Below are 21,123 nucleotides of genomic sequence, written 5' to 3' on the forward strand. Positions count from 1 at the left end.
TTACAGCACCTGTGCAATCCGTCTCGGGTTTGTTTCCGTCGCGGTCGCGGCTTCGACGAAATCGAGCCCGATATCCAGTACCGGGGCGCTGTGCGTCAGCCAGCCGACGGAAATGAGGTCGACACCGGAAGCGGCGATTGCGGCGGCCGTTATCGGCGTGACGCGGCCGGACGCTTCGGTGATGGCCCGGCCGGCGACGATCGCGACGGCTTCGCGCAGCTGATCGGGCGTCATGTTGTCGAGCAGCACGGCGTCGACGCCGGTCTCCATCGCTTCACGCAGCTGATCGAGGGTGTCCACTTCGACCTCGATCTTCACCATATGGCCGACGCCTGTCCGCGCCCTGCGGATCGCTTCAGCGACCCCACCGGCGATGGCGACGTGATTATCCTTGATCAGCACTGCGTCATAAAGCGCGAAGCGGTGGTTCATGCCGCCGCCGGCCCGCACCGCATATTTCTCCAGCGCCCTCAGCCCCGGCGTCGTCTTGCGCGTGCAGGCGATGGATGCCTTGGTGCCGCGAATGGCGGCAGCGATCCCCGCCGTCACGGTGGCGATGCCAGAGAGATGGCCGAGGAAATTCAGCGCGGTGCGCTCGGCGCTCAGCAGGCCGCGCGACGGGCCTTCGATGGTGGCGATCACGTCGCCGGGCTTGACCGCGTCGCCATCCTGAAGATGGCGGCGCATGACGATCTCGGGATCGACGAGAGCGAAGGCGAGTTCGGCGGCATCGAGACCGGCGATCACGCCCGGCTGACGGGCCGCCATCACCACCGTCGAACGGTGATCACTAGGGATGACGGAGGCCGAGGTGATATCGCCGGCAAGACCCAAATCTTCGAGAAGGGCTGCCCGCACCAGCGGTTCGACGATCAGGCGCGGAAGGGGAACAAGACTCATCTCAGGCACTCCTTGCAAGGGCATAGGGCGGCGTCGCGCGGGCGATTTCCAGAACGTCGGAAAGGCACAGCTGGCGCCGGTTGGCCTTGGCGAGCTTCAGCGGAAAATCGGTGCGGGCATGGGCGCCGCGCGATTCCATCCGCAGGCTGGCAAAGACGGCAATCAGCAGCGCGACGATGGCCGGATCGGCGGCAGGGCCGTTGCCTTCGGCAAGCGGCAGCAGGGCGGCGATCGCCCCCTGAATGGCGCCGGCATTGCGCAACACGCCGAGATGGCGCGAGACGATCGGCCGCACGAATGACGCATCGGCCGGCGCCGGGAGACTCCCGGCGGCGATGGTGCCGGTGCCACCTGCGGGCATGCCTGAAATGTCGCGTGCCGCCCGCATGCCCATGACCGCTGCCTCCAGCAGCGAATTGCTGGCAAGCCGGTTTGCGCCGTGCAGACCGGTCGAGGCCGCCTCTCCGGCGACCCAGAGACCGGAAACCGAGCTGCGGCCATTTGCATCCGTGGCGACGCCGCCCATGTGGTAGTGAACGGCCGGGCGCACCGGAATGAGATCATTCGCCGGATCGATGCCGGCCTCGCCGCAAAGGCTCGAGATGACAGGAAAGCGCGTGGCAAAGCGGCTGCCAAGAGCAGCGCGAGCGTCGAGGAAGACCCTGCCGCCACGGGCGATTTCGGCGCTGATCGCCCGCGCCACCACGTCACGCGGCGCAAGTTCGGCGCCTGATATGAGGGCCATGAACCGTTCGCCTCGTTCGTTGACGAGCAAAGCCCCCTCGCCGCGCACCGCCTCGCTGATGAGTGCCAGCGGCCGGCGGCGTGAATCGAGTGCGGTTGGATGGAACTGGACGAATTCCATATCGGCGAGCGCGGCACCGGCCCTTGCCGCGAGTGCGATCCCCTGGCCGAAATTGCCCATCGGATTGGTGGTCGCGTCGTAAAGCCCGCCGACGCCGCCGGTGGCGAGCACCACCCTTGACGTCGGCAGAATGGCGGCTCCATTCGCGGTCGCGCAAAGCAGGCCGGCGACCTGCTCGCCGTCCATCACAATCCGCCGCGCCTCGAAACCTTCGAGCACTGATATGGCTGGCGTCTCCATCACTGCTTTGATCAGCGCGGCGATGATCGCAGCACCCGAGCCGTCGCCTTCGGCATGGACGATGCGACGGCGATTATGGGCCGCCTCCAGTCCGAGCGAGAGTTCGCCCGCGCCATTCCGGTCGAAACGGACGCCGGCTTGCTCCAGCGCCGCGATCGCCGCCGGGGCCTCGGCGATGATGCCGGCGGCGACCAGCGGATCGCAAAGCCCGTCGCCGGCGGCAAGCGTATCGGCAAGATGCAGCGCCGCGCTGTCGTCGGCGCCCATGCTGGCGGCGATGCCACCCTGCGCCCAGGCGCTCGATGTCTCCGCGCCAAGGGCCGCGCGGGTGACGATCACGGAAGGTTCAGGCGCGAGTGTCAGCGCGCTCATCAATCCCGCAAGCCCGCTGCCGACGATCACCGTGCGTCCTGATAGCTGCTCGAGAATCTCGGTCATATCGCCAGCATCCTCTCGACGGCGCGGCGGGCGGCCACCGCAATTGCCGGATCGACGGTGACCTCGTGGCGGTTTTCCTCAAGTGCCGCGCGGATATTGGCCAGCGTGATGCGCTTCATATGCGGGCAGAGATTGCAGGGGCGAATGAACTCGACATCAGGATGGTGCACGGCGACATTGTCGCTCATCGAGCATTCGGTGAGCAGCACGACGCGTGCCGGCTTCTGCCTGCCGACATAGTCCGACATCACGGCGGTGGAGCCGGCGAAATCGGCTTCGGCCACCACTTCGGGCGGGCATTCCGGATGGGCGAGTACCGTCACGCCCGGATGGTTTTCGCGCATCTGGCGCACATCCTCGGCGGTGAAGAGTTCGTGCACCTCGCAATGGCCATGCCAGGCGATGATCTCGACGTCAGTCTCGCGGGCGACGTTGCGCGCCAGATATTCGTCCGGGATCATCAGCACCTTCGGCACGCCGAGCGATTCCACCACCTGTTTGGCATTGCCCGAGGTGCAGCAGATATCGGAGGCAGCCTTCACTGCGGCCGAGGTGTTGACATAGGTGACGATGGGCACGCCGGGATGGGCCTGGCGCAGCAGCGCGATATCCTCGGGCGTGATCGAATCCGCCAGCGAACAGCCGGCGCCGAGATCCGGGATCAATACTGTTTTCTCAGGGTTCAGCAGCTTGGCGGTCTCGGCCATGAAATGCACGCCGGCAAGCACGATGACATCGGCATCGACCTCGATCGCCTTGCGGGCGAGCGCCAGGCTGTCGCCGACGATATCGGCCACGCAGTGGAAGATCTCCGGTGTCTGGTAGTTATGCGCGAGAATGACGGCGTTGCGGCGGCGCTTGAGCTCGAGGATCGCGTCGACGTCATTTTCGAACATCATCCATTCGGCTCTGGGTATGACGCGGCTGACGCGCTCGTAGAGCGAGGATGCGGAAACAGGATAATTCATGACCGGCTCCTAATTATGCTCGCTTTGAGCATATCATAGGCAAAGAGATATTCTCACGGTGAGCATATGTCAATTGCGGGAGAGCGGTAATTTCGTTCCGGCCAGCGCCCGTTCTTCGAGCACGGTGTGGCGAAAGCGGAAAAGCTTGGCCGGCCGGCCGCCGGTTTCGCTTTCGGTTCCGCCGGTTTCCTCGACCAGTTCCTGCTGTTCGATGAGGCGGCGGAAGTTCTGCTTGTGCAGCGTCAGTCCCGCCAATGCTTCGATGGTGCGTTGGAGCCTCAGCAGCGTAAAACTCTCCGGCATAAGCTCGAAGACGACGGGGCGGTATTTGATCTTGGCGCGCAGCCGGGCGATGCCGGTCGCGAGAATACGGCGGTGATCGGCAAACATCGCCCGGCCGAGATTGGCCTCCGCCCCGCATCCGGCTTCCGAGACGAGCCCCGCCTCGTAAAGCAGTTCGTAACGCTGCAGGGCCAGATCCTCGTTCCAGCCGCCGCCGTCGAGGCCGAAGGTGAAATCCGCGCGGCGATGGCGATGGTCACGCCTTGCCGGATCGGCATCGGCCCAGCTCCTCAGACGCGCCATGATCTCGTCAAGCACGGCCGGCCGTCCCTGCCGGTGGTCTTCCCAGGGGAAATATTCGTACCAGCCATGCCATCCCGGCCGGCCGGCGCCCGACTGCTCGTTGACGAGGCCGAGATAGCTGATCGAGATCGTCCGCCCGCCTGGGATGTCGTTGTTCCGGTCTCGGTCGGCGAAGGTATAGAGCTGTTCGAGATAACCGACGGGATGTTCCGTCTGCTCCTGCACCCATTCGCGCAGGCCAGATTGCAGGGTGCGATGCCCCATTTCGAAGGGCCCTGACGGCAGCGCGTTGCCGGAACGGATGGTCATCACGCGCGGCTCGTCCCCCGTCACCGCGACGAGCACCGCAATCAATTCCGCATGCGCAAAGCCGATCGTCACAGGGGACCGAATACTCCGTTCCGAATGAATCGAACGGATAATTCCTGACACAGGCCGGGACGGAAGCCAATGGAGGGGAAGCGCCTTTGCGGCGCTTCCCACATCATCGAGGCAATAGAGCGCGTTTGCTCTCAGCTATTGCCCGTGTCGCTTTTCAGCCGCTGCAGGAAGATTTCCAGTTCCGCGTCGTCGATACCGACGAGATGGCGCTTTTCCGGATAGGCGCCGGTCCGGACATCCTTCGCAAATTCGGTGAAGGCGGCGATGCGCTCGCGCTGCAGCCGGTCGTGTTCGGCGGCAAAGTCGCGGTAGACCTTGGCATGGCGCGGAGTGTGGTCGCGATTGGCGCCGAGCACGTCGTCGGCGAAGAGATATTGGGCGTCGCAGCCGCTGCCTGCCCCCATGGAGATCATCAGCATCGAGGTGTTGCTGCTGATGGCGGCAGCGACATCCCCCGGCACGACCTCGATTTCGGCGGCGAAGGCGCCTGCCTCTTCCAGCGCCTTGGTCTGCCGCCAGATTTCGGCCGCACTTGCCGCCGTCTTGCCGACGGCGCGAAAGCCGCCGGTCCAGGTCGCCTTCGAAGGGATCAGTCCGAGATGGCCACAGACCGGAATACCCTCGTCCCGCATGCGCCGGATCGTCTGCAGGCTTGCCGCGCAATAGACCGCATCGGCGCCCGCCTTCAGCGCCGCGAAGGCCGCACGAAGATAGTCCTCGGCCGAGACATGATCGCCATATTCGAGCCCCGGAATGGCAAAGGGCGTGGGGGCGATTTCGCGAAAGACCGGCCCGAGCAGCGAGGGCGGCACGGAGACGATGTCGATCCCAGCCTTTTCGGCGGCGTCCGCTTCCTCCAGCGAGGTGACGCGCAGCATGGTGAGCTGGCGCTTGCCTTTTTCCGAAAGCAGATCGGCGACGGTTGCGCGTCTATGTTTCTTCATCATCAATTCCTTTGAAAAAATCGGGTGAAAATGTCGGGCGGCTCAGGCGGCGAGCAGGGATTTCAGCTTGATGTCGCTGGCTGCGAGTGCTGCCGGGTTCGGATGGGCGCGCGCTGCGATCAGCATTTCGGCGAGCCTGATATCGCGTGCCACCGCATTGCCCGGTCCGATGCCGCTTGCGGCGATCAATCGACCGTCGGCGTCGAGATGGAAGAGAATGAAGGCGCCTGCGCCGAGCTCACGGCGCTGATGCGTGGCAGCCCCTTCGGCAAGGCCTGATATCTGCAGCGTCATGTCGTACTGATCCGACCAGAACCACGGCACCGCCGAAACGGCTTCGTTGAGGCCGAGCATGTTGGCCGCGGCCAATGTCCCCTGCTCCTGGGCATTGCGCCAGGATTCGAGCCGCACCCGCCGACCGCCATAGATCGACAGCGGAAAGGAGCAGCAATCGCCGGCCGCAAAGACATCAGCTGCGGAGGTCTGGAGATAGGTGTCGACGGCAATGCCGTTGTCGATTGCCAGGCCTGCCCTTTCGGCGATCTCGACATTCGGCCGTGCACCAATGCCGACGAGGACGAGATCGGCTTCGATCACCTCGCCGGTCGACAATCGGATCTTGGCTTTGCCGTTTTCGGCAGTCAGCGTCTCGATGGAGACGCCGCAGCGGATATCCACGCCCTCGGCACGGTGGCGCTCGGTGAGCAGATGGGCGATCTCCTCCGGCACGCCACGCTTCAGCACGCGTTCCAGCCCCTCGATGACGGTGACGTCGGCTCCGAGCAGCCGCGCCGTTGCCGCAAGCTCCAGTCCGATGAACCCGCCGCCGATGATGGCGATATGCCGTCCCGGCTTCATCGCATCGCGCAATGCCGCCGCATCGTGATGCGTCCTGAGCGAACGAATATGCAGGCTGCCCTCCGGTGCTCCGGGGAACGATCGCGCGGCGGCACCCGTCGCAAGCAGAAGCTTGTCGTAGGAAAGCACGGTACCGTCCGAAAGCGTGACGGTCCTGGATGCGGGATCGACATCCCTTGCCTCGAGGCCGGTCAGCAGCCGGATGCCGTTTTCGATATATTTTTCCGCCGCAGCGATGAATTTCGGATCGCCTGCATCGGCGGAGCCGGCCTTCGAAAGCGGCGGCCGTTCATAGGGCGGAAGCGGCTCGGCGCCAACCAGCGTTATCTCGCCGGCAAAGCCCTTTTCCCGCAAGGCGAAGGCGGCGCGCGCACCGCATTCGCCCGCGCCCAGGATGACGAAATGAGCCACGCCAACCTCCCTCAGAGCGAGATGAAGACGGCACCGTCTTCGATCTTGACAGGATAGGTCTTGAGGTTGACGCAGACCGGCGCACCCTTGGCTTCGCCCGTCTTGTAGTTGAAGCGGCCGTTATGCTTTGGACATTCGATGATCTCATCCATGACAAGCCCGTCGGCGAGATGGATATGTTCATGCGTGCAGAGCCCGTCGGTCGCGAAAAATTCGTCGTCCGGGCTGCGATAGACCGCGAATGTGCGCCCGTCATGGTCGAAGCGGATGACATCCTCCTCGTCGATCTCATCCTTGTCGCAGACCTGGATCCAATTTCCGCTCATCTTGTCCTCCGATTGTAATTATTGCGCGGCCGGGGCCAGCTCGTTGTGGAATTCCTCGCGATAGGGCCGCGCGGTGGCCGGCAGTTCGCGCCTCAGGAAATAATCCTCGTTGCGCAGCTGGCGCAGGAAGGCCGGGATCATCTCGCGATAGCCGGACCAGATCGATGGGTTCGGCGCCGGCAGGTCGTGCTTGATCATCGCGTGTAGCCTGGGCAGCGCGTGGTAGGGCACCATCGGAAACATGTGATGTTCGACGTGGTAGTTCATGTTCCAGTAAATGAAGCGGCTGATGGGGTTCATATAGACCGTGCGGCTGTTCAGCCGATGGTCGGTCACGTTGTCGGCAAGGCCGCCATGCTGCAGCAGACCGGTCAGCACATGGTGCCAGGCGCCATAGAGGCGCGGCAGGCCGATCAGCATCAGCGGCAGGATCGAACCCGTGGCGATCGCGGCCGCGATCGTCACGACATAGATCACCAGCCAGATGCGGGCGATGCGGATGGCCTTTGGCTGCTCCATCTCCGGGATGAAGGTCTTCTCCGCCGCGCTGACGCCGCCGAAGGCATTGCGCAGCATGTCGACGATCGCATGCCAGGCGTCGAGGATGCCGAAGAAATTAAGCACCAGCCGGAAGAGATCAGGCGGCCGCATGACGGCGATCTCGGGATCGCGGCCGACGATCACCGTATCGGTGTGATGGCGCGCATGGCTCCAGCGCCAGGTCACCGGATTGCGCATGATCATGAAGCAGGCGATCTGGTAGACGACATCGTTCATCCAGCGCGTCTTGAAGGCGGTGCCGTGACCGCATTCGTGCCAGCGGCTGTCGGAGGCCGAGCCGTAGAGCACGCCATAGGCGAGGAAGAAGGGCACGGCCACCCACGTGCCCCAGAAATAGATGCCGAGCCCGGCAAAGATTGCCATGGCGCCGAGCCAGATGATCGTGTCGCGGATCGCCGGCGCATCGGAGCGCTGCATTAGCGCCTTCATCTCCTTGCGGGGAATGTCGGTGTGATACCATTCGGCTGCCGCAAGCCCCGTCTCGACGGCGGTGCGGCCGCTTCCGCCGAGGAGGTCGTAGTCACGTTTCTTCGTCTGGGTCGCCATTATCCGCCTCCCGTTATGCCCTTGCCTGGGAGAATAGGTTGACTTTGGAAAGCGCTCAATGCAGGCTTGATATAATCTATCAAAAGCCATCATAAATGGCTTGCATTCATGATTGAATCCATCAGGAACGCCGATGCGCCGTCCCACCATATCCGATCTTGCCCGCGCCTCCGGCGTCAGTGTCGCCACCGTCGACCGCGTTCTCAACGCGCGCCACCGGGTGCGCGAGGAGACAGCGCGACGGGTCTATGATGCGGCGCAGTCGATCGGCTATCACGCTGTCGGCCTGATCAAGCAGCGCGTCTTCGAGGATCTGCCGCAATACAGGCTCGCCTTCCTGCTGCAGAAGCCGATGCAACCCTTCTATCAGAGCTTCGTGCGTGAGATCGAAACCGCGGCACGGGCGCTGACGAGCGCGCGCATCCAGACGCAGATCGACTTTCCGTCAGCCGCGACACCGGCTGCCATCGTCGAAAAAATCAAGACGCTCGGCGCGCGCAACCAGGCCGTTGCTCTCGTTGGCCCGGATTATCCGGCGGTGACGACGGCGGTGGAGGAGTTGAAGGAGCGCGGCATTCCGGTGTTCTCGCTGCTTTCCGATCTCGCCACCGGCGTGCGCGACGCCTATGTCGGCGTCAACAACCGCAAGGTCGGGCGCACCGCCGCCTGGACCATTGCGCGCACGGCGCACAAGCCCGGCAAGGTCGCCTGTTTCGTCGGCAGCCACCGCTTTCACGGCCATGAGCTCAGAGAAATCGGCTTCCGCTCCTATTTTCGCGAGAATGCGCCTGAGTTCGATGTCGTCGACACGCTGATCAATCTCGAGACTGCCGAGATCACGCATGAGGCAACGTTGACACTTCTGCAGAAATATCCCGATCTCGTCGGCCTCTATGTCTGCGGCGGCGGCATGGAGGGGGCAATTTCGGCATTCCGCGAAGAAGGTGTCGGCGGCAAGATTGTCCTGGTGGTCAACGAGCTGACGCCCGACAGCAAAGCCGGCCTTGCCGACGATATCGTCGCCATGGCGATCGGCACCCCCCTGCCCGCCCTCTGCAAGGAGTTGATGGTGCTGATGACGGGTGCGATCGAAAACGGCGAAACGGCTGTTCCCGGGCAGCTCTTCCTGCCTTTCGATATTCATATTTCCGAGAACATCTGAGGCGTGATGGAATTCCATCATTCCGTTCGAAATTCTCTCAGCAATGAAAGCGGGCACCGGCGATGACGGATGGATTGCGACGCGAATTCCGATAGAGATTCGCTGACCCATTCACGAGGACTGCTCCGCTCTGATGCGGAGACCAGGAGGAGATACCGATCATGACTTCGATCCGTTTTGCGCTCAACCATATGGCCGCGCCGTCGCTTGCCATCGAGGATTTTTTCGCGCTGGCCAGATCGCTCGGTATCGATGCCGTCGAGATCCGCAACGACCTTTCCGGCAATGCCATCCTTGACGGCACCCAACCCCAGGTGATCAGGCAAGCGGCTGCCCGCCATGGTCTGACGATCATCTCGATCAACGCTCTGCAGCGCTTCAACGAGTGGAACGCAACCAGGGCTGCCGAAGCGCAGGAACTGATCGATTATGCCGGCGCCTCGGGCGCCAAGGCGCTCGTCCTCGTTCCGAAGAATGATGGCACCGGCTGCGCCGATGGCGAACGGCAGGCCAATCTGCGCCAGTCCCTGGCCGCGCTGAAGCCGATGCTGGAGAAAGCCGGCATTATCGGTCTCGTCGAGCCGCTCGGTTTCGAGATCTGCTCGCTGCGCTCGAAGACCGAGGCGGCCGAGGCAATCAGGGAGCTCGGCGCGGAATCGACCTTCAGGCTTGTCCACGACACCTTCCACCACCATCTTGCCGGCGAAGCGGCGACTTTTCCTGATCTGACCGGCCTTGTGCACATCTCCGGCGTCGACGACCCGGCTGTTTCCGTTGCCGATATGCGTGATTCCCACCGTGTCCTGGTCAATGCCGACGACCTGCTCGACAATGCCGGGCAGGTCAGGGTGCTGCTGCAGGCGGGTTATACCGGCCCGTTCTCCTTCGAGCCCTTCGCGGCGGAGGTGCATGCGCTGAAGGACCCGGCCGGCGCGCTGCGCGCCAGCATGGAGTATCTGGCAGCGCGGGTTTAAAAGCCGCCCAGTCGCCCGCAGTTATTCCCGGCCTCTGAACCGGCGCTGATAGGCCGGATCGTAGAGCGAGCTTTCGCGGAAATCTTCTGCCGCGAGCGAGGGGCCAACAAAGATGATCGCTGTGCGTTCGATCGGTTCGGCGGCAACCTTTGCCTCGATATCGGCGAGCGTGCCGCGCAGGATGCGCTCGTCCGGCCAGGAGGCCTTGACGACGATCGCGACAGGGCAGTCGGAGCCGTAAAGCGGCGTCAACTCTTCGACCACTTGCTTCAGCGCGTGGATTGCCAGATGGATCGCCAGCGTGGCACCCGTCGCGCCGAACTTCGCCAGTGTCTCGTCGTTCGGCATCGGTGACGCGCGGCCGGAAACGCGGGTCAGCACCAGGCTTTGGGCCACGGCCGGGATCGTCAGTTCTCGGCCGAGCGCCGAGGCCGCGGCGGCAAAGGCCGGAACACCAGGCGTCATCGTATAATCGATGGCATGCTTTTGCAGCCGGCGGACCTGCTCGGCGACCGCACTCCAGACCGAGAGATCACCGGAATGCAGCCGGGCGACATCCTGGCCGGCCGCGGCAGCGCGAAGATATTCCGCCTCGATCTCATCGAGCGACATCGGCGCCGTGTCGACGATGCGCGCACCCGCCGGACAATATTGCAGCAGCTCCGGCGAGACGATCGAGCCGGCATAAAGGCAGACCGGGCACCGGGCGATGAGATCGCGGCCACGCACCGTGATCAGATCCGCAGCACCTGGCCCGGCGCCGATGAAGTGCACCGTCATCTCGTCATCCTTTCGTCCAGCGCCACTGCGTCACCGGCATCGCCGGCCGCCAGCCGCTCATGCCGCCGACGGGTTGTGCGCGCGATATTTCGATCCGCGTGAGGAAACCGCCGCGTTTGGCATGTTCACCGAGCAGCACCGCTTCCATCTCCAGCGTCACGGCATTGGCAACGAGCCGCCCTCCCCGCTTCAGCGCGGCAATCGCAGTATCGACAACACCCGGTTCGCTGCCGCCGCCGCCGAGGAAGATCACATCCGGTTCCGGCATGCCCTTCAGTGCATCGGGCGCCGTACCCTCAACGACGGCAAGATTCGGTACCCCGAAGGCGGCTGCGTTGCGGGCGACCCGTGCGGCCCGTTCCGGCGACTGTTCGACGGCGATCGCCTTCAGGCTGGGATCGGCGAGCATCCATTCGATGCCGATCGATCCCGAGCCCGCGCCGATATCCCAGAGCAGTTCGCCATGACGCGGCGCGAGCGCCGAAAGCGTCATCGCCCGGATTTCGCGTTTGGTGATCTGTCCGTCATGCTCGAACAGTTCGTCCTCGAGCCCGGCGGCAAAAGGCAGAACGCGAGCCCCCTCCCCTGCCGCGATATCGAGTGCGCAGACATTCAGGGGATCGATGTCCACGAGATCGAAATCCGCAGCCACAGCACTTCTTTGCCGGTCCCGAGCGCCGCCAAGCGCCTCGAGCACTGTAAGTCGGGACTGACCGAAGCCAGCAGCAATCAGCAGCGCAGCCAGATCGCCAGGCCCCTTCTCGTCCGAGGTCAACGCGAGGATGCGCCGTCCGGGGTGTAGATGCGGCCGGATCAGATCGATCGGCCGTCCATGCAGCGAGATCGTTGCGACGTCCTGCAGCGGCCAGCCAAGGCGGGAGGCGGCAAGGCTGAAGGCCGAGGGCGCGGGGATGGCGTGCATCTCTTCGGCCGCCACATGGCGGGAGAGTGTCGCGCCGACGCCGTAGAGAAACGGATCGCCGGAGGCGAGCACGACGACAGGCGTGCCACGCCTTTCGAGGATAGCCTCGACCGAGCGCTCGAACGGGCTCTGCCAGGAAAGCTTTTCGCCTGTGATGAGCGATGCGGCAAGCGCGTGGTGCCGCACGCCGCCGAAGACGGCGGGTGCGGTCGCGATCAGCCTGTTCGCCTCCTCGCCCAACCCTTCTGGACCATCTTCGCCGATGCCGATAATAGTCAGCCAGCGCTGGCCGGACGCAGGAGCGACATCAGACATGGGAAGACCCCGCATCTTGATCCTCGGCGGCACCAGCGAGGCGCGGCTGCTGGCCGAGGCGCTGGCGGCGCGTGATGATTGCGATGTCCTGCTGTCGCTTGCCGGCCGCACCGAAAAACCGGCCACGCAGCCTGTTCCGGTTCGCATCGGCGGTTTCGGCGGCGCCGCAGCACTTGCCGATTTCCTGAAAGTCGGCGGATATGACCTGTTGATCGACGCCACGCACCCCTTCGCCGAGCGCATTTCGGCCAATGCCGCTTTCGCGGCCGAGACTACCGGCATTGCCGCGATCGCTCTGCGCCGTCCCGAATGGCAACGCGTGGCCGGCGATCGCTGGCGGGACGTGCGGAGCATTCCGGCTGCCATCGAAGCGATTGGCCCCCTCCCCCGCCAAGTCTTCCTGGCGACGGGTCGGCAGGGTGCCCATCATGCGCAAGCCGCACCGCAACATCACTATCTCGTTCGCAGCGTCGATCCCGTCGAACCGCCGCTTACGCTTGATAATGTCGAATACATCCTCGAGCGTGGTCCGTTCACGCTGGATGGTGAATGCGATCTTCTGAGGCAGCACCACATCGACGTCATCGTCGCCAAGAATAGCGGCGGTGTGGCCACCTATGCGAAGATCGAGGCAGCCCGCCTGCTCGGCATCGAGGTGATGATGGTAACGCGCGCGCCGGCCTCGATCGTCAAGGCTGTCGACACTGTCGAGGCGGCGCTGGCGGCGATCGATCACCTGTTTCCCCCCGCCATGAAGCGCGGCGTATAGACGAGGTCCAGCCGGCCTGGCCGCGTGACGACGCGTGTCTCGGCCGAGCCGATGATGATGCAGGTTGCCATATCGGCAATCGACGCATCTGCCTGCGACAGCTGCTGGACGGCGATGCGTTCGTCCGGCCGCCCGGCCGCCCGCCCGAAAATAACCGGTGTTGCTGCAGGCAGATGGTCACGCAACAGCTTGAAGGCTTCGCCGAGCTGCCAGGGCCGCGCCCGGCTGATCGGATTATAAAGCGCGATGACAAAACCTGCCTTTGCCGCCAACACAAGACGGTTTTCTATTATATTCCAAGGCTTTAGATTGTCAGACAGCGATATGGCGCAGAAGTCGTGGCCAAGCGGAGCACCTGCTCTTGCCGCCACGGCCAGCATCGCCGTGATGCCGGGCAGGATGGTGAGATCGACCGCGCGCCATGCGGCCGGCCCGTTCTCGATCGCTTCGCAGACGGCCGCCGCCATGGCGAAGACGCCGGGGTCGCCGCCGGAGACGACGCAGACCGTGGCGCCATCGGCTGCCATGGCGAGGGCTGCCCCTGCCCTGTCGAGCTCCTCGCGATTGTCCGAGGCATGCCGCAGTTGATCGTGGCGGAGCTGCAGCCTGTCGAGATAAGGTCCGTAGCCGAAGAAATCCGTCGCCGCATCGACAGCGGCCAAAGCTTCCGGCGTCATCTGCTCGGGGTTACCAGGGCCGGTGCCGATCACGAAAAGCCTGCCGCTCATCGGCTGCCCTCCCAGCCCGGCACCAGCACGAGCGAAAAATACGGCGCATCGCCGTCGGTCCTGTCGGCAAGCTTTTCCATCGCCGCATTCGCCATGGTGCCGCGCTCGACATAGACGGCTTCCGCAAGCCGGCCGGCGGCGGCCAGCGCACGGCGGATCTTCGGCAGGTTGCGGCCGACCTTCATGATGACGGCGGCTTGCGTATCGCCAAGACGCCGCGTCAGCTCGGTCTCGGCCATCGTACCGGGCAGTACGGTAAGCACGTCGTCGCCCTGGACGATCGGCATGCCCGCCAGCGACCAGCAGCCCGACATGGCGCTGATGCCCGGGATCACATCCGTCGGGTAGCGTTGGGAAAGCCTGACATGCAGGTGCATATAGGAGCCGTAGAAGAGCGGATCGCCTTCGCTGAGAACGGCGACCGTCAGCCCGGCATCGAGATGCCCGGCGACCGCTTTGGCAGACAGATCGTAGAATTGGGTGATCAGCCTCTGATAGCGTTCGTCGTTCTTGTCGATTTCGGTCGTCACAGGATAATAGAGCGGCAGCAGCGTCACCCCGGATTTCAGCAGCGGCTCGACGATCGCCTTGCCGTTGCCGCCCCTGCCCTGCTTGGCGAAATAGGCGATCACATCCGCGCCTTCGATGGCGCGCACGGCTTTGAGGGTGAGGAGCTCCGGATCGCCGGGACCCGTGCCGACGCCGATGAGGCGGCCGCTTGTCGTCATAGGCCTGGCCTCGCCAATGCATTGATGGCGGCTGCCGTCATGGCGCTGCCGCCGAGCCGGCCGCGGACGATGGCAAAGGGTACGCCGTAGGAATTCTCCGCCAATGCATCCTTCGATTCCGCTGCGCCGACGAAACCCACGGGCATGCCGAGGATCGCCGCGGGTTTCGGGGCGCCGTCGCGCAGGAGTTCGAGCAGATGGAAGAGGGCGGTCGGTGCATTGCCGATCGCGACAACGCTGCCGCCGAGCCGATCGAGCCAGAGATGCATTGCGGCGGCCGAGCGCGTATTGCCGGTCTCGCGTGCAAGCTCGGGTGTCGCGGGATCGCGCAGCGTGCAGATCACCTCGTTCTGCGCCGGCAGCCGCGCCCGAGTGACGCCCTGGGATACCATCTCCGCGTCGCAGAAGATCGGCGCGCCGCCTTTCAGTGCATCGCGCGCAGCGCTGACGAAATCGGCGGAGAACAGGAAATGCTCCGCCGCCTCGACCAGGCCGCAGGCATGGATCATGCGCACGGCGATTTCGGCTTGATCTTCGGTGAAGCGCGATAGATCGGCCTCGGCACGGATGATGGCAAAGGAACGCTCGTAGATCGCATCGCCGCTGCGGATATAATCGTAGTCTGGCATTCCTATTCCTGTCGCAGCGCCTTCGAAACGCCGGTTGCGCCAAGCCGTGTAAGGCAGGCGGCGGTCGATTCGCCAGCGTCTTTGTTGTCTTCGATGGCCCGGGCGAGCCTCTCTATAGCGAAATTGATCCGACCGCCAGCGATCCGTTCGTCCGGCAGATCCGCAGCAAGCCCATTGAGGATGAGGCCATAACCTTCCGCCGAGCCCGTCAGGGTCAGCGCCGGCCGGGCGTGAGCGCAGCCCTTGGGACAGCCGGACAGATGCAGCGTCAGCGAACCGTCGAAAAGGGCAGGTGCTACGCCAATGAGGTGACGCGCCAGGGTTCGTGTCTCGTAGAAGGCCGAGCCGCAGGCGCCAGCGCCGGCGCAGGCGGCGATATGCTCGCTGTTCTCGCCAGGTTGTGCGGCGAAGCCATGTCTGGCTGCGTCGATCTGCATAGCCGGCACTGTATCGGCGGAAAGCCCGATGAGGAAGAAACCGCGACCAGGCGCAAGCCGGATGGCGGTTGCGCCACGGGCCTTTGCCAGATCGAGCAAAGCGACCAGATCGGAGGCTCTCATCTGCCCGAATTCCGGCCGGACGCCGAGTATGGTTTTGTCGTCCTCGAGTCTGTGCGAGCCGGCAAGCGGCATCCCTGCCGCGCGGGACGCAATGGATCGAATGCCATCCATCGCGGGAAAACGCGTCCGCAGAAGCGCCGGATCGATATCTTTCGCCCGCCTGCCCTGCCCGAGGGCCGCCAACAGGCTCAGAACTTCGCCGACGGCCGATATCGCCACCTCCGCAGCACCGATCGCGATCGGCATTGCAGTTTCACCGTCGCCATTGATCGCGACAAGCCAATCCGCGGGGGATTGCGCGACGATACGGATATCGGCGGACAGTGCTGACAAGCCGAAGGAACCGCCACCGTCGACGACGAGCGAGAGTTTTGGCGCGAGCTGGGGTGAGGCAAGCTGATCGCGGAGCGTGCTGCGCAAGGCCATTTCCATTGCGGCCGGATCGCTTACCTCTTCCGGATCGATGCCGTGCAGCGGCGACGTCTCGATCGCCGGCCCTTCCGGCACGGTGATCCCGGCGGCATCGATATCGGCAGCGAGCTGACCGACGGTCTCGGCGCGCAGCCCGCGGATCTGCAGATTGCCGCGCGCGGTGATTTCCAGAATGCCGTTTCCATGGGTCGCGGCTGAGCGGGCAAGGCTTGCGAATTGCGACGGCGTCAACGCACCGCCGGCCGGCCGCAGCCGGACCAGCAAACCGTCGCCGGTCGTCATGGGCGCGGCAAGGGCGGGGCAGGCACCGCGCCTACGCATCTCCACCGCCGGGCGACCGTGCAGATCCGCCTCGCCTGTCCTGTCGCTCGCCTTTGCGGCCTGAATGCTCATTCTCAATCCTCTGACCATTTCTTACATGATCGCAGTCGGGTCGGCAAAGCATGATGGAAAGGCTTCGGACCGGCTATTCCTCGAAATCCCGTCCCTTGCGCAGGAGATAGATGTCCATGATCCAGCCGTGCCGTTGCCTGGCCTCGGCCCTGAGCCTCAGAATGTCGGTCGCGATATCGCCAAGTCGTCCTGACCTGACGATCTCGTCCTTGGTGCCGAGATAGGCGCCCCAGAAGATCTCGGCGTCTGGATCGTCGATCTTTGCAAAAGCCTGTTCGCCGTCGAGCATGACGATGGTGCTGTCGGCCAGAAGCCCGTCCTGCGCCAGCCTGCGCCCTGTGGTGATCTCGATCGGTTTGCCGACGAGGTTGACCGGGATCCTGTGGCTGGCCGCCAGCGCCTGGATGCTGGTGATGCCGGGAATGACGCTGTAATCGAAATCCAGGCTGCTTTTCTGCCGCACGCGTTCGATGATGCGGATCGTGCTGTCGTAGAGACTGGGATCACCCCAGACGAGAAAGGCGCCGCTGCCGTCATCCGGGAGACCGGCGATCAGCTCTCCATAGATGCGGGCGATCTCACCGTGCCAGGCGTCGACGCTCTGCACGTAGCTCTTGTCCGCTGTCTGCCGTCGCGGCACCGCGAATTCTGAAATCCTGCCGGCCGACCGGGTGATATAGCGTTCGCAGATCTCCCGGCGAATTTCGGCGAGCTCTTCCTTGCCGGCGCCCTTGACCGGCAGGAAGACCACGTCGGCCGCGTTCATCGCGTTGATCGCCTGTATGGTTAGGTGGTCCGGGTTGCCCGTGCCGATGCCGATGATATGGATATGCTTCAAGCGGATGCTCCCCGTTGAGTCCCGGCGGTCTTGCCGAAAAAGCCTGGTCGTCGCAAGGGCTGAACGGGAGTTGGCCGCGGCCAACCCGGCCTGTGGGTGGCATCTGAGCCCTGTTGTTGCTGCAAATCCCGAATCGTGTCACTTTTGATACGCTTTTTGACGCTATGTTGACAGAAAAGCGCATCGAAAAGGATTGGGTGTTTTGGACAACATTAGCGTATCGACGACAGATGTACGGATCGAGCGGCATGCGAACCAGCTTTCGCGGCAACTGAAGCTCCTCCGCGACAAGCTGTTCCCGCCGCTCTCGCAAAAGACGCTACGAACATTCTCCTCCGGCGAGGCCGCCCAGATGATCGGCGTCTCGGACGGCTATCTTCGCCAGCTTTCACTTGATGGCAAGGGACCTCAGCCGGATTTTGCCCAGAATGGCCGGCGTTCCTACACGCTCGGCCAGATCAACGAATTGCGCCAGTATATGGCCAAGCTCAAGCCGAAGGACGCGCTTTCCTATCAGCCGTGGCGTCGCCCTGGCGAAAAGCTGCAGACGGTTGCCGTCACCAATTTCAAGGGCGGATCGGCCAAGACGACGACGACGCTCTATCTGGCGCAGTATCTGGCGCTGGCAGGTTACCGGGTGCTTGCCATCGATCTCGATCCGCAGGCTTCGCTCTCCTCCATGCTGGGCGTCCAGCCCGAATTCGATCTTTCCGAGGGCGATACGCTCTATGGCGCAATTCGCTACGATGAGGCCCGCAAGCCGCTGAAGGAGATCGTCCGCAAGACCTATTTTGACGGTTTGGATCTGGTGCCGGGCAATCTCGAACTGATGGAGTTCGAGCATGAGACGCCACGGGCATTGAACGACCGGCAGCGACCTGGCGAGCTGTTCTTCCGTCGCGTCGGCATCGCCATTGCCGAGGTCGAGGCCGATTACGACATCGTGGTAATCGACTGCCCGCCGCAGCTTGGCTATCTGACGCTTGGCGCCGTTTGTGCCGCAACATCGCTGCTCATCACCATCCATCCGCAAATGGTCGATGTCGCTTCCATGTCGCAGTTCCTGCTCATGACGTCGGATCTGCTTTCCGTTGTGCGAAAGGCCGGCGGCGATCTGCAGCATGACTTCATCAAATATGTCGTCACGCGTCACGAACCCTTCGATGCGCCGCAGTCACAGATCGTCGCGCTGCTGCGCAGCCTCTTCAGTGATGATGTGTTGACGGCGACCATTCTCAAATCGACGGCGATCGCCGATGTCGGCCTGACCAAGCAGACGCTCTACGAGATCGAGAAGGGGCAGGTGCGCCGCTCGACCTATGACCGGGCGTTGGAATCGGTCAATGCCGCCAACGGCGAGGTTCTCGCCGGTATTCACAAAGCCTGGGGTCGAGCATGAGCAGACGCGATCGCCTGAAAGGTCTTTTCGACGATACGGCGCAGGAGTTGGCCGCGGCCAACTACGAGGAACCATCTTCGCGCGGATCGGCCGGTCCGGTTCGGACGATGGCGCTGACCCTTGGCCGCATGGAGGAAGAGAGCAGGGCGATGCAGGAGGCCTTGCTCTCCGGGGAACGCGTCGTCGAGCTCGATCCTGATCTGATCGATTCCTCCTTCGTCCGCGACCGCCTTGCCGACCAGCCCCTCGATAGGGAAGACGAGCTGGTGCAGTCGATCGCCGAGAACGGCCAGGAAGTGCCGATCCTCGTTCGCCGCCATCCGAAGGATGAGGACCGCTACCAAATCGCCTACGGCCATCGCCGTCTGCAGGCTGTCAAGCTGCTCGGCCTCAAGGTGCAGGCGATCGTCCGTAAGCTTGACGATACCGATGTCGTCATCGCGCAGGGTATCGAGAATTCAGCGCGCCGGAACCTTTCCTATATCGAGCGCGCGGTCTTTGCCCTCAATCTCGAGCTCAAGGGTTTTGAGCGCCCGGTCATCATGAAAGCGCTGTCGACGGACAAGACGGAGCTATCGAAGCTGATATCCGTTGCAAAAGCTATTCCCGCCGAGATCGTCAGGTCGGTCGGAGCCGCGCCCGGCATCGGGCGACGCCGGTGGATGGCGCTTGCCCAGGACTGGAACGGGATGACGGCCGCCCGGCTTGCCAAGCTCATTGCCTCGGGAAGTTTCCTGGCGGAAGAAAGCGATCGCCGTTTCGAGCTTTTGGTCGCCGAGCTCGCCAGGAAAGAGGCAAAGCCCGAAACCACGGAATTTGACTGGAAGCCGAAGAGCGGCGGCAAGATTGCCGGCCGAATCAAGAGCGCCGGCAATTCCTTCACGATCGCGTTGAAGACCGGCGACGCGCCGGATTTCGGCGCTTACATTTCACGCCGTCTCGATGAGCTTTACGAAGCCTATCGGGCCGGCAGGTTGCAAGCAGGAGAATAGGCCGCAAAAGAAAAAAGCCTCCGAACGTTGCCGCCGCGGAAGCCTTTCTCATATCTGGACAATCTGAGAATCGCACTTCCTCGAATCACTGTCAAGCGTCTTCGGCATCCTTTTGGGTGGTAGCTTTCTTTTGCCTTGAGAAAAGGTGAGGGACATGGAGCCTCAATATGTATCGACGCCCTTTGGGCGGCGATCGATGACGCTTGGCATGCTGGCAAGTCAGCAAAGCGTCAGCAATGTCGATCCGGACGCATCGGTCGACAAGTGGAAGATTTTTCGCGCGCTCTGCGAAGCAAAGGAGATGGTCGGCGTATCCGACCGCGCCCTGGCTGTTCTCAACGCGCTGTTGACCTTCTACCCGAAGAACGAGATTGCCGAGGCCAACGGCTTCGTCGTCTTTCCGTCGAACGAGCAGTTGTCGCTGCGCACGCATGGCATGGCCGGCACGACGTTGCGGCGGAACCTGGCGATGCTGGTGGAAGCCGGCCTGATCATCCGCCGGGATAGCCCGAACGGGAAACGTTTTGCCCGCCGCAACGGCGAGGGCGGGCTTGGAGAGGCCTTTGGCTTCAGCCTGGCGCCGCTCCTGGTGCGCGCTCGCGAGATCGAGGCGCAGGCGGCTCAGGTGATGGCCGCCAAGCTCGAATGGAAGCGCCTGAGGGAGCGCCTGACACTTTGCCGGCGTGACATCACCAAGCTCATCGAGATCGCGCTGGAAGAGGAAATTGCCGGCGAATGGATCGAGATGCAGAAGCATTTCAATCTGCTTTTCGCAAGCCTGCCGCGCCGCCCGTCGGTTGCCGAGATGGAAAGCCTGCTGGCTGATCTCGAAGCTTTCCGGCAATTGATCGTCAAGACGCTGGAATCGAAGTCGAAAACAGAAAAAACAGACGTCAATGATAACCAAAACGGTCGGCACATACATAATTCAAACCCACACCCTATATCTGAACTTGAACCAAGCTTCGAAACGAAGCAGGGAGCAAAACCGGAGGAAGAACCGCAGCCGTGGCGGGAGCCGCCGAAATCCTTCCCCCTCGCCATGGTGCTGCAGGCCTGCCCGGAGATCATCGCTTACGGACCGGGCGGCGGCATTGGCAGCTGGCGCGATCTGATGGCCGCGGCCATCATCGTCCGTTCCACGCTTGGCGTCAGCCCCAGCGCCTATCAACTGGCCTGCGATATCATGGGGCCGGAAAACGCCGCCACGGTGATCGCCTGCATCCTGGAAAGGGGCGGACATATCAACTCGGCCGGCGGCTACCTGCGTGACCTGACGCGGCGGGCGGAGCGCGGCGAATTCTCGCTCGGACCGATGCTGATGGCGCTGATGCGGGCAAATGGTCCGACGGCGAGGAAAACCGGATGAGCGGCTATGAAAAAGCTTCGCGCCAGCTCAGACGGTTAGAATGATATGCGGCCGGTCGATCAGCCAGCTTATCGGCTTCATTCCCTCTAGTTTTATTGAAATACACTGTT

The 21,123-nt window shown here is 63.3% G+C and carries 21 protein-coding genes; 6 read left to right on the forward strand and 15 right to left on the reverse strand.

Annotation, left to right across the window (positions count from 1 at the left end; genetic code table 11):
- From nadC to GR198_RS02660, 8 genes are all read right to left on the reverse strand, one after another.
- A complete protein-coding gene (nadC, locus tag GR198_RS02625; RefSeq protein WP_029872089.1) occupies positions 1–924 on the reverse strand; it encodes a carboxylating nicotinate-nucleotide diphosphorylase in 924 nt (307 codons plus the stop codon).
- Positions 902–2,443, reverse strand: coding sequence for an L-aspartate oxidase (locus GR198_RS02630; protein ID WP_164067309.1), 1,542 nt, complete (start codon positions 2,441–2,443; stop codon positions 902–904). Before GR198_RS02630 ends, nadC begins: the two co-directional genes overlap by 23 nt.
- Complete coding sequence (gene nadA / locus GR198_RS02635; protein WP_164067311.1) at positions 2,440–3,411, reverse strand: quinolinate synthase NadA; 972 nt, start codon at positions 3,409–3,411, stop codon at positions 2,440–2,442. The genes GR198_RS02630 and nadA overlap by 4 nt, the downstream gene beginning before the upstream one ends.
- Before the next feature lie 69 nt (positions 3,412–3,480).
- Positions 3,481–4,479, reverse strand: coding sequence for an NUDIX hydrolase (locus tag GR198_RS02640; RefSeq protein WP_011655342.1), 999 nt, complete (start codon positions 4,477–4,479; stop codon positions 3,481–3,483).
- Positions 4,480–4,508: 29 nt separating this feature from the next.
- Positions 4,509–5,324 (reverse strand): 3-methyl-2-oxobutanoate hydroxymethyltransferase, encoded by an 816-nt coding sequence (locus GR198_RS02645; RefSeq protein WP_204336994.1) that lies wholly within the window; start codon positions 5,322–5,324, stop codon positions 4,509–4,511.
- A gap of 39 nt (positions 5,325–5,363) precedes the next feature.
- The gene (locus GR198_RS02650; protein ID WP_029872093.1) at positions 5,364–6,590 is read right to left on the reverse strand and encodes an NAD(P)/FAD-dependent oxidoreductase; all 1,227 of its coding nucleotides are present in this window, start codon (positions 6,588–6,590) and stop codon (positions 5,364–5,366) included.
- An 11-nt stretch (positions 6,591–6,601) separates the two neighbouring features.
- Entirely contained in the window at positions 6,602–6,916 is a 315-nt protein-coding gene (locus GR198_RS02655; protein ID WP_003548266.1) for a MocE family 2Fe-2S type ferredoxin, read from the reverse strand.
- An 18-nt stretch (positions 6,917–6,934) separates the two neighbouring features.
- Positions 6,935–8,023: a fatty acid desaturase family protein gene (locus tag GR198_RS02660; protein ID WP_033183832.1), complete on the reverse strand. Its 1,089-nt coding sequence runs from the start codon at positions 8,021–8,023 to the stop codon at positions 6,935–6,937.
- 133 nt (positions 8,024–8,156) lie between these two features.
- On the opposite strand from GR198_RS02660, the gene GR198_RS02665 reads away from it, so the two are divergent.
- Both GR198_RS02665 and GR198_RS02670 read left to right on the forward strand, forming a co-directional pair.
- Complete coding sequence (locus tag GR198_RS02665; protein WP_029872095.1) at positions 8,157–9,185, forward strand: LacI family DNA-binding transcriptional regulator; 1,029 nt, start codon at positions 8,157–8,159, stop codon at positions 9,183–9,185.
- Between the two features lie 161 nt (positions 9,186–9,346).
- On the forward strand, positions 9,347–10,159 hold the full coding sequence (locus GR198_RS02670; protein WP_029872096.1) for a TIM barrel protein: 813 nt from the start codon (positions 9,347–9,349) through the stop codon (positions 10,157–10,159).
- A 21-nt stretch (positions 10,160–10,180) separates the two neighbouring features.
- On the opposite strand, the gene cobM is transcribed toward GR198_RS02670, so the two are convergent.
- Positions 10,181–10,939, reverse strand: a complete 759-nt coding sequence (gene cobM / locus GR198_RS02675; protein ID WP_029872097.1) for a precorrin-4 C(11)-methyltransferase — start codon at positions 10,937–10,939, stop codon at positions 10,181–10,183.
- A gap of 4 nt (positions 10,940–10,943) precedes the next feature.
- The gene (locus GR198_RS02680; RefSeq protein ID WP_029872098.1) at positions 10,944–12,176 is read right to left on the reverse strand and encodes a bifunctional cobalt-precorrin-7 (C(5))-methyltransferase/cobalt-precorrin-6B (C(15))-methyltransferase; all 1,233 of its coding nucleotides are present in this window, start codon (positions 12,174–12,176) and stop codon (positions 10,944–10,946) included.
- On the opposite strand from GR198_RS02680, the gene GR198_RS02685 reads away from it, so the two are divergent.
- On the forward strand, positions 12,175–12,945 hold the full coding sequence (locus tag GR198_RS02685; RefSeq protein WP_029872099.1) for a cobalt-precorrin-6A reductase: 771 nt from the start codon (positions 12,175–12,177) through the stop codon (positions 12,943–12,945). The two genes, GR198_RS02680 and GR198_RS02685, sit on opposite strands and share 2 nt — an antisense overlap.
- Here the strand turns inward: GR198_RS02685 and GR198_RS02690 are convergent.
- The 5 genes from GR198_RS02690 to cobF all read right to left on the reverse strand — a co-directional run bounded on the left by GR198_RS02690 (position 12,909) and on the right by cobF (position 17,253).
- Positions 12,909–13,673, reverse strand: coding sequence for a precorrin-3B C(17)-methyltransferase (locus GR198_RS02690; protein WP_029872100.1), 765 nt, complete (start codon positions 13,671–13,673; stop codon positions 12,909–12,911). The two genes, GR198_RS02685 and GR198_RS02690, sit on opposite strands and share 37 nt — an antisense overlap.
- Positions 13,670–14,401 carry a precorrin-2 C(20)-methyltransferase gene (locus GR198_RS02695; RefSeq protein ID WP_029872101.1) on the reverse strand — a complete coding sequence of 244 codons (732 nt, stop codon included), beginning with the start codon at positions 14,399–14,401 and terminating at the stop codon, positions 13,670–13,672. Before GR198_RS02695 ends, GR198_RS02690 begins: the two co-directional genes overlap by 4 nt.
- Positions 14,398–15,030, reverse strand: coding sequence for a precorrin-8X methylmutase (locus GR198_RS02700; protein WP_029872102.1), 633 nt, complete (start codon positions 15,028–15,030; stop codon positions 14,398–14,400). Before GR198_RS02700 ends, GR198_RS02695 begins: the two co-directional genes overlap by 4 nt.
- Before the next feature lie 2 nt (positions 15,031–15,032).
- Positions 15,033–16,415 carry a precorrin-3B synthase gene (gene cobG / locus GR198_RS02705; protein WP_029872103.1) on the reverse strand — a complete coding sequence of 461 codons (1,383 nt, stop codon included), beginning with the start codon at positions 16,413–16,415 and terminating at the stop codon, positions 15,033–15,035.
- A gap of 73 nt (positions 16,416–16,488) precedes the next feature.
- Positions 16,489–17,253 carry a precorrin-6A synthase (deacetylating) gene (gene cobF, locus GR198_RS02710; RefSeq protein WP_029872104.1) on the reverse strand — a complete coding sequence of 255 codons (765 nt, stop codon included), beginning with the start codon at positions 17,251–17,253 and terminating at the stop codon, positions 16,489–16,491.
- A gap of 202 nt (positions 17,254–17,455) precedes the next feature.
- On the opposite strand from cobF, the gene repA reads away from it, so the two are divergent.
- From repA to repC, 3 genes are all read left to right on the forward strand, one after another.
- The gene (gene repA, locus GR198_RS02715; protein WP_029872105.1) at positions 17,456–18,652 is read left to right on the forward strand and encodes a plasmid partitioning protein RepA; all 1,197 of its coding nucleotides are present in this window, start codon (positions 17,456–17,458) and stop codon (positions 18,650–18,652) included.
- Positions 18,649–19,644, forward strand: coding sequence for a plasmid partitioning protein RepB (repB, locus tag GR198_RS02720; protein ID WP_029872106.1), 996 nt, complete (start codon positions 18,649–18,651; stop codon positions 19,642–19,644). Before repA ends, repB begins: the two co-directional genes overlap by 4 nt.
- A gap of 154 nt (positions 19,645–19,798) precedes the next feature.
- On the forward strand, positions 19,799–21,013 hold the full coding sequence (repC, locus tag GR198_RS02725) for a plasmid replication protein RepC (protein WP_029872107.1): 1,215 nt from the start codon (positions 19,799–19,801) through the stop codon (positions 21,011–21,013).
- The last annotated feature ends 110 nt before the right edge of the window (positions 21,014–21,123 follow it).

The organism is Rhizobium leguminosarum, from assembly GCF_010668065.1.
In the GTDB taxonomy this organism is placed as follows: domain Bacteria; phylum Pseudomonadota; class Alphaproteobacteria; order Rhizobiales; family Rhizobiaceae; genus Rhizobium; species Rhizobium leguminosarum_S.